The sequence below is a fragment of the uncultured Microbulbifer sp. genome (genome assembly GCF_947489355.1).
Taxonomy (GTDB): domain Bacteria; phylum Pseudomonadota; class Gammaproteobacteria; order Pseudomonadales; family Cellvibrionaceae; genus Microbulbifer.
The window spans coordinates 1-10,573 of the sequence record NZ_CANLDD010000081.1; the positions used below are offsets into that span (position 1 = coordinate 1).

The window sequence follows — 10,573 nt, forward strand, 5'->3', positions numbered from 1 at the left end:
CCTGAACTGTTTGAATGTCGCCTGTAAAGACTGGCGCAGATACGTGGATCTGCTGGCCTTTTCAGCCTCGCGCCGGCTGCTGCCGGCGGCACTGTCCAGTGCCGCTCATCGCTGTTTTACCGGCCTAGTGGCCCTTCGCTGCACGGATAAATGCAGTGACTTTGCGCGGGTCTTTAAGGCCTGGCGACTGCTCTACCCCACCGCTGACATCCACCCCCTGGGGGCGGGCAGCAGCGATTGCCGCAGCGACATTCTCCGCCTTCAGGCCACCGGCAAGGACAATCGGGCAGCCGCTGTTTTGGGGTACCCTGTCCCAGTCAAAGGTCTCTCCGGTGCCTCCGGGAACGCCCGAGCGATAGGCGTCCAACAGGAAACCCCGTGCGTTGGGGTGCTGTGCCATTGTTGCGGATATCTCCAAATCCTCTCTCATACGCAAGGCCTTAATATAAGGCCGTCGAAACTGCTCACAATAGCGCGCGCCTTCCTCGCCATGGAACTGCAAGAGGTTAAGAGGTACACATTCCAGCGCTTGATCCACCTCGCTCTGGGCGGCATCCACAAACAGGCCGGTGAGGGTAACGAAGGGAGGCACCGCAGCGGCGATGGCGGCAGCGGCCTGAAGGCCAATATAGCGCGGGCTCGCCTTGTAGAACACCAGACCCAGCGCATCCGCGCCAGCATCAACAGCTCCAAGGGCATCGTCAACACGGGTAATGCCGCAAATCTTTACTTGCATCGTTTAACCTGAAGCCATTCGAGCGGCCAACAGAAATGGGGGATTCGGGATACTAGCAGATTGGTACAGGGCCTTAAACGGGGTCTTGGACAGGCGCTTTGGTTCTGCCCTCCTTCACCCCCTGCCCCCACGCCTCACTCCTTGCTGATCATAGACCTCCCGGCCTCTGACAACCGGAGCAGATGGGCTTGACGTTCTTAACAGGGGGCGATATCAAGCCCAAATTGCGCAGGGCCAACATCACTCTCCACAAAACGTACCCTGCAGTGCACGAAGGGCTTAAGCCTGTGACTTTGATTCAAGATAGCCTTTAGCTGCATCTATTGGACCGCTGCCTGGTAGACCGCTTTTACCCAAAAAGGCCTTACCTGAAACACGCCAATAGATACACTTTGTGATTTTCTGCCAAAATCTTCAGTCTAGGAGGAACACAGGCGCTTACGTCGAGGAGTCCTAGACTGCCTTATAGCGGGCCAACCCCCTCTCGCAGGTGGGTGGACATTAACCGCCTACCACCCATCAGGGGGGGGCAAGCCCGAAAGGAGAGGGGCTCAGACCCACAGATTTTTCTAAGGACTAAAAATTAAGTGACCTATTGACAATACCCACTTCACGGGTGCGGATATTGTCAACACACCCGATTATTTAGTCAACGTTGCAGCAGAGACCCAGCACACTAATATATGGCCTCCCAATGTGCTCCATTAAACTCATAGGTTCGCTCTTCCCCTTTTTTTATCATCTCTCGAAGCCCATCGTGATAAATAGAAGATGAATAGGTCGCCTTATGGTTAAAATTGATTAACTTTCCCTTTCGGATATTGCCACTTGGTAAAGAAAACTCTCCAGCCCAGGCACCATCTGCTGTACTGACGTAAACAATATCGTACTCCGATAATAACCCTGCAATATTTTCATTGAATTTACCTAATGCTAACTTTGTATTGACTTCAACTGTGAAATCAAACGCAACGGTTGCCATTTGCCGTGAATCATCGGTAAAGAAAGAAACATAGACACCAGCCATTGGCGTTTCTAAGAATTTTACCCTTATTTGATTGGTATTATTCTGAGTCACTTCAACATGCAAGTCAGCCGTCGATAAAAGTCTTAAACTTAAACCATCAGCATCGGTATTATCGCCGTAAATATCAAAAATATATTCATCATTGTTTTTATCGTAGCTCTCCGTTACAGCAATATCTGATGAAATATATTGAGTGCCTATATTGATCAAATAATCATCGACGACTTTTTTACCGAACAAATCATCAATGCCATTTGCTGACGCCCAACCACCTTCATGGCCAAATCCATGATTATGATAATATTCGTGGATTAATGCTTGCCAGCCTTCTATCTGCTTGGTATAGGTACCCGTTGCCATATAACCCATCAACGCTGGGTGCATCCAGACAACATGCCTGTTCTCTGACATCGCTGTTGCAAAAAAGCTCAATGCCGGCAGTGTGCCCAGGCCCCATACATCGTTATCAATCCATAAATCTGTGTTTAATGCAGATACCGATTTTGCAAAGTAGGTATCTACTGCATAGTTTTCAACAGTATCACCATAATTTTTACAAACCGTATTGTCATCGCAAATCGTCTTGAGATGTTCCGTTACTTCCTGTAACGTTTCCGGTGAATTCATCATAAAACGATCGTAGATTTGTGCCTTTTCAGCGTTCGACCGGTCTATGTTATTTGCATAACGCGAGTTTGCAGTCTGATCATGCACTCTTTGCGCTTTATAGTTAATGATGGAGTTGGAGATTGTTTCACCGTTAACAACTTCAGCGCCTCTCCACTCAGTCGCAATGGATGCCTGTGAATACGCCGGCAGTGAGGGCTCCAATGTCACCTTGACAACCGTATTGTTCAACAACAACTTCAATTCATTTAACACATAAGGTGTGTTATTGGTCAACGTGTCGCCTGCAATCGTGATATGGGTTAAATCCACTTTATCAGGCTTATTAATCTCAGCTATACGATTTAAATTTAATGGTTCATTCTGTATTTGCTCAGCCTCTGTTTTGTACAAATCAACTTCAATTACCCTATTCTCTCGGTATTCGACAGTTTCAACTTGTCCAGTATCTGACTGTTTTATGTGATAACTGAATTCTGTGCCGGTCTCTTTTGCCCAAATGTGGTTTCTGTAACTAGACTGTAGAAGGATAATTTCCTTTGTACCTGCATTTTTTTCGCCGATCTTGACAATATCCGTTACTTCATTAACACATTGTCCCAACTGGTAAGGCCACTGGTAATTTCGTAACCAACTTGTTGGAATACTGCATTCAAAGACAAGCAGGTTTGTAGAATTTTTAACCTCAACAGCAAACACGGTATCTTCTTCTAGTGTGTCTGCCGTATTTATTTGGCCTATCTTATATTGATAAACGCTGTTACCACCCATCACTTCAGATTTAACTGTGACAACCACACGGTCTGACACTGTCTCTGCACCATCACTTACCCTGACCTCAAAGGTATACTCAGTATCGACTTTTAATGTCGGCGCTGAAAAATATGAGAGCATTGTCTTGTCATTGTGCAGTACAACTTGAGGCCCTGAAATCTGTACCCATTGATACGTTAAGCTATCGCCATTTACGTCACTGGAAGCCGATGCATTTAGCTCGATGGTTTGCTGGGGCAACTGAACGGTAAAATCACCCCCTGCATCGGCTATAGGTGCCTGATTATCAGCTTCAGATGCCTTGGCATGAATGGTGATTATTTTTGTTGAAGTGAATACGCCATCAGAAACAGCCACTTCAAATAAAAAAGCAGTATCTTCGGATAATACTGGCAGCTCAACAATTGCCTTGGCTTGGGTAGCATTGCTTAAAGGTAATTTACTACCTTGCGTTTGACTCCATTGATAGGTCAAGCCATCAGACTGTTCATCATAAGAGCCACTGGCGTCCAGGGTGACTACTGCCGGTGATTGCACTATTTTTTGTGAATCCAATACTACAACAGGTGCTGTATTGGTAGTAGTATCGCCACCACATTGCGCGGCATTTAATTCAAGCAGTAACCATGGCTCTTGACCCCAGTTCGCAGCGGCTGCCGATGTTGGAGCACCTGGCGAAGGTTTTTTTGAGGCACTGGCCCACCATTTAGCCTTGTATAAGTTACCATCGAGGCAAACTTGATCGCCTCCTGAATAACTTTTACTCTGCCATTGCTCAGCGGAAAAAGCGATACCTGGCAGCAGCGTAAGCCCTACCAGGCAAGACGGTATTAAATATTTCATCTGTCTAGATCCTTTGTACTTTTACAGCAGGTTCACCCTTAAGCCCTGCCCGTAAAGTATAAAGAATGCCGATCATCACAAATGCCCATCGAGTCTCAGAATAGTTATGGCAGTTTTTCAAGCTGCCCATCATTGCTTTACCCCTTGGGGGTAAACTTCAATCACATTTGCTTTCAAGGATAAATCTGTCGATCACTCGATATTCATCGCAATGGTTTTAAGGTATGAGCAAAAGCCGCCGCTAATAGCAGAATCATGGAAAATGGCATCGACTTGTTTGAAAAAGCAATGATCCCAGGAGCCGCCCATCACCAGGCCCGCACCATACTGGCTAACCGTGTACGAACACTGCAACGCTGGCACAAAGAACTACAGAAAGAGCGCCTGGTCGACCAGCGCAAGCGCGCAGCCCGGTTGCGAATCCAGGAAACCCACTCAGTGCCGGGGAACGGCAAGCGGTATTGAATAGCCGCAACCAGCCGGAATACCAAGGCCTGCCGCCGTCACAGGCAATACCGATTCTGGCAGTACGGATATTGGGTCGTATGAACCTGCCAGGTATCAGAAACAGGCAGGCAAATTGGCAATTATTGATCCAAAAGTGCCCTTCCAAGCAATAGATATCCAGTGCCGCACGTATGCTTGCAGTGAAACGCCTGAGGCTTTCATGCGCTAAAAGTTGGTTTCTTGCCCGCCCTCCCCGCATCACCGTACCTGCGGATCTACTTACGACGGTTGATTCAATCACGCCATTCGGAGGGCGAAATTCCTCTCCCTATCCCCCATGCAGAAACCAGCCCTCAATGCCCAGGAAACAGATTACTGATGCCCCGGTGTACCGCAAATGGCTACGCAGCCGGTGGGAAGCGCAACTTGGCGTCGCCTAAAGCTTCAACCCGGTTGAATTCCTTCCAAAAAGAGAATACCGTGAGTCTGCTACCCTAGCGCCCAGCCGCCTTAATGGCGCAAGTAAAGAATAATAAATAGATAACCAATACCGCAACAATCATCATTCTCCCCGCGAGGCGCCCGATAACGGGGGCGCTCGCAGGTAATCCATACACAAATAAACCAAAAAAGAAGGACCGCATCATGACCGCGTAAATAAGAGAAAAACGCCACCTCCCAGTGCTGGAACACCGAGAGATGGCTAACCCCAATAGATAACTAAGATATCTAGCGAGGCTGTCTTGAATGATACGCCATACACTCGTTCGTCTTCAATAAACGTCTCCCTGAAGGCGAGCTTTTCGAGTCACTTTCGCCCCCGGCGGCGGAGTGTGCTGTGGGGTTGCGTGATGATTGGTGTGGTCTTTTACTTCAGCCGCGCACCGCCTCTCTGGCTGCGCACCCTTTCTGCAAGTTTCCCTTTTCTTTTCCCCACAAGGATCGCACCTGCGGCGAGAGAAACCGCGCAAAGCGATATGCTTTTTCTGCACCTTTCCGCCACAGGTGACTCAAGGAGCCTATAAAGATGCCTATATTACCCTGTCGATTGTTTCAGCCGTTGCACCTGGGTGGGTATTTTATTATCACGCCGGTCGCCATCAGGGATAAGGTTGTGGACCTGCACATTGCGCCCGGCAAGGGTAACCGGGTGATACGGGCCGTGCGTTTACTGCAACTGTTGGAAGAAGCCTGGGCGCTGGAGGAGGACCCAACCGATCAGCCCCCAGCCATCCTCAGGCCATTCAAGCACCGCCCCAATACAAAGACGTAGCGCTAGGCAAGCACCTCGAAAGCCTGTGCAGCCCGGAACAGTACCGCAAACGCTTACCTTCTTGTACGGTCACTATGGGGAGGTAAGCGCAGTCAAGACGGCAAGCCAGTACTCTTCTGCTCCGCACGGGTGCCGCCGCAGATGCGCAAGGCTCGATCGCTGCAGGCGGCGCTGCCGTGGCTGTACCGGAAAGATGTGTCAATAGGCGAGAGGGAGAACGCTCTGGCGATACGCCTATCTGGATAGTGGTGCCGTGTTACAGGCAATATGACCAGATGCGAACCGGAAATTCGGTCACCGTGACCGTTATTTTTGAGACGAGGGTAGTTTCTCCTAGAGTGTGAATAAATCCAACGGCTTACATTCATTGTTCATTTTTGGGATACTGGTCAAGATGATCGTTTTTCCATATGGGACTTTAGTGCTAACATTCTGTATCTGATTGATTTGTAGTGATTTTTTGAGAGGTTGGCACGAAATTTGTCCATAAATACTGGTTATGGTGATCAGTATATAAATGATATGTACTCACGAACCAACAGATGAAAACTATGAGAATACTGATTTCGGCATTGCTGCTCTTGGCTTCCCAAATTTCATTCGCCTCATCGAACGATGCAAAGTTTGATTATGAAGAATTCGCTAATGAGTACTTTGAAGTATGGACTACTACTCAAAGTCCAGATGCAACGAACGAAGATATTGAAAATTATCTTTCATTGCTCGCCGATAACGTCGGTCATCAGCATTTTCCTTATGATCCAGAAGATTATCGAGATCCGGAAGGAAAAGCTAAGATGCGCAAGGGAATGTTACATTACTTGGGTGGCCACAAAACGTACAAAGCCAAGCTTTTGGATATCACATATGGGGTTAACGCAATTGTCATAAAGTACGGTGCAGAGGCTACCTATGTGAATCCACAGGGCGAGCCAGCATCCTGACAGCATACAGTGTTGGAAGTCTTAGAGCTTGAAAATGGCAAGGTTTCCATGATCCGCAAGTACAGCGAATAATGCACATAACAATGCGCTGCAGGCCGACGGCCAACTTTGGGCGCTTTATGCGCGGCGTTATGCGTCATGAAGATTAAGCAGATACTATTTGTTTTACTATTTCTCGTGACTGGTTTTGCAGAGGCGATTGACCCTTGTAGTGAGCATGATTATTGCCCTCCACAAGGCACTATACATGTCATGGTTTCTCCAGAGGTTAGTGGAGAGCATCATAAGCTATGTGACGGTGCGTCATTTATGGTGCGCTTCTCACTAAGAATGGGCCAGCCTAGAAACGTAGTTGTAAAATCTGGCCCTGAAGCGTTAAGGCCAGCAATCGTTAAAAGCTTCAAAAAATGGCGATTCGGAGCGACCGAAGATGTTGACGGTGCAGTAGAGAAAATTTTACTGACCTCAGTGTGCTCCGTACAAAAGAAAGGGGCTCGATGGTAGCCACGCATAACAGGCGCTGTTGTCGCCGCTATCGCGGCTGGGGCAGCCTACACTGCGTTTCGGACGCCCCAAAGCTTGTCTAGCATTTTATTATGGAAACGTATCAACCATACGAAGAAAGAGCAGAAAGGCTACCAGACTTCATTGTTAAGTATGAGATCGACTTAGCCGATGAAATCAAAAATGCTAAGCCCGGCCAGGGAATGAGAGTGGACTTCCTTTACCAAGGAGATGACCCCCAGGTTGAAGGTATCCACATGATTTGGCCCGAAATTCTCGATATAGATGGTAAAGTCATAACCGATATGACTCCGGGCAGCATACCCAGAAGAGGTTTTGCCAACATGTGGGTAGTAGATCCCGAGCGCCGAGAATATCATCACACTAGGTTAAGAGTCGGAAGTGAAGGAACATGGTGGTGTGGTGGTCGAGTGGCATATGTAACGGTGGTGCAAATCAACCCACTATGATACTAACAAAAAGCGACAGCTTACCCAAACCCACTGAGTTTGGCGCTAAGTTTTACACACAAGTTTTTCAGTTTTATCTTCTTAATCAATAAGTTACAGTTTTCACTTAATAAGAACCACATGGTTGACTGAATTATTATGCATAACTGGGTCACGGATGAAGTGGAACATCAAGTTATGGGTGATGCTCGATTGAATAAGCGTTTGTCCAATATTCTCAGCAATTTAAGTTCCGACCCAAAGAATAGCATTCCCTGTGCAAACAAGACTTGGACAGAAACATTTGGAACCTATCGTTTTATTGAAAATGAAAAAGTCAAATTTGACTCCATTATGAGCGATCATAAATCAGCGACTATTGAGAGAATAAAAGCGCAGCCCGCTGTGCTTATTCCTCAGGATACTACTTTCTTAAAATTTGCCACAGACTTAGAAAGTAAAGAGATGGGGACTCTTAGACGAAAAGAGACCAACCAGCAGCTATTACACACCTCTATCGTCATAACACCATCGAGAGTTAATTTGGGCATTGTCGAGGGTAGTATGTGGCAGCGAGATAAAGAGTCAAGTACCAATTCCCGCTATACAAAGTCAACCAAAGATAAAGAGAGTCAATGCAGGCTCGATCACTACGAGTCTGCCTGCCGGATACAAGAGCGCTGCCCTGAAACTACAGTAGTGAGCATCGCGGATAGAGAAGGTGTATTCATGAGTGGTTTCAACTGGCAGAAGATCAAAGTGAACAGCGACGTGCGAGTTAGATCGTGCGAGCCAAGGCAAATCGTACCTTGGAGGTCGATGGAGAGGAAACAGCCCTGCTTTGGAATTATATGAGCGAGCAGCAAATTGTTGGTAAATACAATGTAGATATCCCCAAGCGAAATGGAGATCTGGGGAGGAAGGCTACAGTCAGCGTCTCTACTTCTGAGATACGATTGCTGGGTAACGGTAAATCCAAACGCCCTATTTCTCTGTATGCGGTTTTTGCTAAAGAATCGAATCCACCAGAGGGTGAGAAAGGCATTGAATGGATGCTGTTGACTGATCTGGTAATCGAAAATTTTGAGCAAGCAAGAAAAATCATTGAGTGGTATCGGAATCGGTGGGAAATTGAAACCTATTTTCGTGTAATGAAAGGTGGATGCCAGATAGAAAGCAATCGTTTTAGGACAGAACAGCGGATGCTGAATTGCATTGCAATCTATATGATTACTGGATGGCGGTTTCATTCGATTACTACACGCGCAAGAAGACTTCCTGACACACCGTCTACCAGCGTATATTCTAAAAAAGGATGGCGTATGATAAGGATGATGCGAGATAAAACTATTCCACCAGATGTGCCCCCAAGTGTGAGAAAAATAACCCGCATGCTGGCAGGTTTAGGAGGTTTTCTAGGGCGCAAGGGGGATGGTGAGCCAGGGGTTAAAACGGTTTGGCAGGGATACACTAAATTGGTTCACTATATTGAGGCTGCTGAAGCTTTAAATGAGATTAAAAGATGTTTATAAAACACAGACGGGACGTTATGTGATGCGCATGAAATCAAATTTAGTGATCCTTTTAGGGCTCGCCTTCCTAGTTTCTTGTGGTAGCAAGAAATACCAAGATGCCATGGTTTTAGCCAATGTTGCTGCATTGAAAGTAGCTGCAACATTGAATGAGTACATTTCTGAAAACAGAGATTGCCCTAATAGCCTTGAGGGTTGGGAAGTTACAAGTTCGGGTATCGAGCTCGAATATAGTGGTTTTGGTGGTAGTGAACAGCACAAATACCCTATTAGTATTACGTGCAAAAACGATCAGTCCTTTAGCGTTGTTGTGAAATATAATTTTGATTCGGGTACATGGGTTACTGGCGGCAAGGGTGAAAGTACGGAAATTTCCTACGGTCACTTTACGGAGCTTCAAACGCTGTTAGTTCCAAGCGGTGCTGACAATTTTGTAATTGCTAAGCAGGTGGTAATAGGTGAGTAAATCACATAACAAAGCAAGGCATTGAACGCAGCTAAAGCTGCGCCCATGCTCGCGGCGTTATGAATCATCAGGAGTCGTAGTAGAGAATGATTAGAAATTTTCTAAATTGTGAAAAAGAGATTGCCGAAAATAGCCATGATGGAATCGGAACAATACAAATCCAAAAAGTATTTCGCCGTAAAGACTTTAATGGTGCTTGGGATTTCGCGCTCCCAGTCGTAATGCCTCCAAACACATCTATGGTGTAGTAGTTCAGACTTGATCTGACAGTTTGTAGTGGCATAGTAAATTTGGCCATCTGACTTTGGGTGATAACATCACTCGCAACGAAGATCAGGTGAATAAATGACCAGCACAAAAAGAAAATTTAGCCCAGAGTTCAAACTGGAGGCGGCTCAGCTAGTTGTTGACCAGGGGTACACGGTAAAGGCCGCGTGCGAAGCCATGGGCGTCAGTAAATCTACCATAGAGTCATGGGTGCGGAGACTCCGCTTAGAGCGAGGTGGTAAAACACCCAAAGGAAGCGCCCTGACGCCGGAGCAGCAACGCATACAGGAACTAGAGCGCAAGCTCAGACGTGTCGAAGAGGAGAAAGAAATCTTAAAAAAGGCTACAGCTCTCTTCAGCGGGAGCCCGGTCCATTGCCAAGATAGTGACGCAAAGTGGAACACCTCTCAGCCGATACCGTGCTGGCCGCAGGATGAAGCTGCTGGGGCTGGAAAGCACCCAGGTTCCTTCGCATGCGTATAAGAAGGCAGAGCAGCCCCATTTCGATATCCCGAACCTGCTGGACCGGAAATTCGACATTCAAGAACCGGATACAGCCTGGACTGGCGACATCACGTACATCTGGACAGGCACTCGCTGGGCTTACCTGGCGGTGGTTCTGGACCTGTTCGCGCGCAAGCCCGTTGGCTGGGCGTTGTCGCTATCACCAGATACGGCGCTAGT

The 10,573-nt window shown here is 47.2% G+C and carries 11 protein-coding genes and 1 pseudogene; 10 read left to right on the plus strand and 2 right to left on the minus strand.

Annotation, left to right across the window (positions count from 1 at the left end; genetic code table 11):
• Positions 1-124 precede the first annotated feature (124 nt).
• Positions 125-736, minus strand: coding sequence for a phosphoribosylanthranilate isomerase (locus tag Q1A48_RS19475; protein ID WP_299948265.1), 612 nt, complete (start codon positions 734-736; stop codon positions 125-127).
• A gap of 676 nt (positions 737-1,412) precedes the next feature.
• Positions 1,413-4,007 carry a hypothetical protein gene (locus Q1A48_RS19480; RefSeq protein WP_299948267.1) on the minus strand — a complete coding sequence of 865 codons (2,595 nt, stop codon included), beginning with the start codon at positions 4,005-4,007 and terminating at the stop codon, positions 1,413-1,415.
• A gap of 255 nt (positions 4,008-4,262) precedes the next feature.
• Between Q1A48_RS19480 and Q1A48_RS19485 the strand changes: the two genes are divergently transcribed.
• The 10 genes and pseudogenes from Q1A48_RS19485 to Q1A48_RS19530 form a co-directional block, all read left to right on the plus strand.
• Positions 4,263-4,472, plus strand: coding sequence for a hypothetical protein (locus Q1A48_RS19485; protein ID WP_299948269.1), 210 nt, complete (start codon positions 4,263-4,265; stop codon positions 4,470-4,472).
• Between the two features lie 1,009 nt (positions 4,473-5,481).
• The gene (locus Q1A48_RS19490) at positions 5,482-5,727 is read left to right on the plus strand and encodes a hypothetical protein (protein WP_299948271.1); all 246 of its coding nucleotides are present in this window, start codon (positions 5,482-5,484) and stop codon (positions 5,725-5,727) included.
• A 551-nt stretch (positions 5,728-6,278) separates the two neighbouring features.
• The gene (locus Q1A48_RS19495; protein WP_299948273.1) at positions 6,279-6,671 is read left to right on the plus strand and encodes a nuclear transport factor 2 family protein; all 393 of its coding nucleotides are present in this window, start codon (positions 6,279-6,281) and stop codon (positions 6,669-6,671) included.
• Between the two features lie 138 nt (positions 6,672-6,809).
• Positions 6,810-7,175 (plus strand): hypothetical protein, encoded by a 366-nt coding sequence (locus tag Q1A48_RS19500; protein ID WP_299948275.1) that lies wholly within the window; start codon positions 6,810-6,812, stop codon positions 7,173-7,175.
• 92 nt (positions 7,176-7,267) lie between these two features.
• Complete coding sequence (locus Q1A48_RS19505; RefSeq protein WP_299948277.1) at positions 7,268-7,645, plus strand: hypothetical protein; 378 nt, start codon at positions 7,268-7,270, stop codon at positions 7,643-7,645.
• A gap of 138 nt (positions 7,646-7,783) precedes the next feature.
• Positions 7,784-8,479 (plus strand): transposase DNA-binding-containing protein, encoded by a 696-nt coding sequence (locus Q1A48_RS19510; RefSeq protein ID WP_299948279.1) that lies wholly within the window; start codon positions 7,784-7,786, stop codon positions 8,477-8,479.
• Positions 8,410-9,156, plus strand: coding sequence for an IS4 family transposase (locus Q1A48_RS19515; RefSeq protein ID WP_299948281.1), 747 nt, complete (start codon positions 8,410-8,412; stop codon positions 9,154-9,156). The genes Q1A48_RS19510 and Q1A48_RS19515 overlap by 70 nt, the downstream gene beginning before the upstream one ends.
• Positions 9,134-9,622 (plus strand): hypothetical protein, encoded by a 489-nt coding sequence (locus Q1A48_RS19520; RefSeq protein ID WP_299948283.1) that lies wholly within the window; start codon positions 9,134-9,136, stop codon positions 9,620-9,622. Before Q1A48_RS19515 ends, Q1A48_RS19520 begins: the two co-directional genes overlap by 23 nt.
• Before the next feature lie 86 nt (positions 9,623-9,708).
• The gene (locus Q1A48_RS19525) at positions 9,709-9,870 is read left to right on the plus strand and encodes a hypothetical protein (protein WP_299948285.1); all 162 of its coding nucleotides are present in this window, start codon (positions 9,709-9,711) and stop codon (positions 9,868-9,870) included.
• A gap of 97 nt (positions 9,871-9,967) precedes the next feature.
• Positions 9,968-10,573: pseudogene (locus Q1A48_RS19530) on the plus strand (transposase); the annotation flags it as partial.

Excerpts from the sequence above, each read along its gene's own strand:
- Q1A48_RS19475 (WP_299948265.1), bottom strand. The coding sequence starts at position 736 with ATGCAAGTAAAGATTTGCGGCATTACCCGTGTTGACGATGCCCTTGGA.
- Q1A48_RS19480 (WP_299948267.1), bottom strand. The coding sequence starts at position 4,007 with ATGAAATATTTAATACCGTCTTGCCTGGTAGGGCTTACGCTGCTGCCA.
- Q1A48_RS19485 (WP_299948269.1), top strand. The coding sequence starts at position 4,263 with ATGGAAAATGGCATCGACTTGTTTGAAAAAGCAATGATCCCAGGAGCC.
- Q1A48_RS19490 (WP_299948271.1), top strand. The coding sequence starts at position 5,482 with ATGCCTATATTACCCTGTCGATTGTTTCAGCCGTTGCACCTGGGTGGG.
- Q1A48_RS19495 (WP_299948273.1), top strand. The coding sequence starts at position 6,279 with ATGAGAATACTGATTTCGGCATTGCTGCTCTTGGCTTCCCAAATTTCA.
- Q1A48_RS19500 (WP_299948275.1), top strand. The coding sequence starts at position 6,810 with ATGAAGATTAAGCAGATACTATTTGTTTTACTATTTCTCGTGACTGGT.
- Q1A48_RS19505 (WP_299948277.1), top strand. The coding sequence starts at position 7,268 with ATGGAAACGTATCAACCATACGAAGAAAGAGCAGAAAGGCTACCAGAC.
- Q1A48_RS19510 (WP_299948279.1), top strand. The coding sequence starts at position 7,784 with ATGCATAACTGGGTCACGGATGAAGTGGAACATCAAGTTATGGGTGAT.
- Q1A48_RS19520 (WP_299948283.1), top strand. The coding sequence starts at position 9,134 with ATGAGATTAAAAGATGTTTATAAAACACAGACGGGACGTTATGTGATG.
- Q1A48_RS19525 (WP_299948285.1), top strand. The coding sequence starts at position 9,709 with ATGATTAGAAATTTTCTAAATTGTGAAAAAGAGATTGCCGAAAATAGC.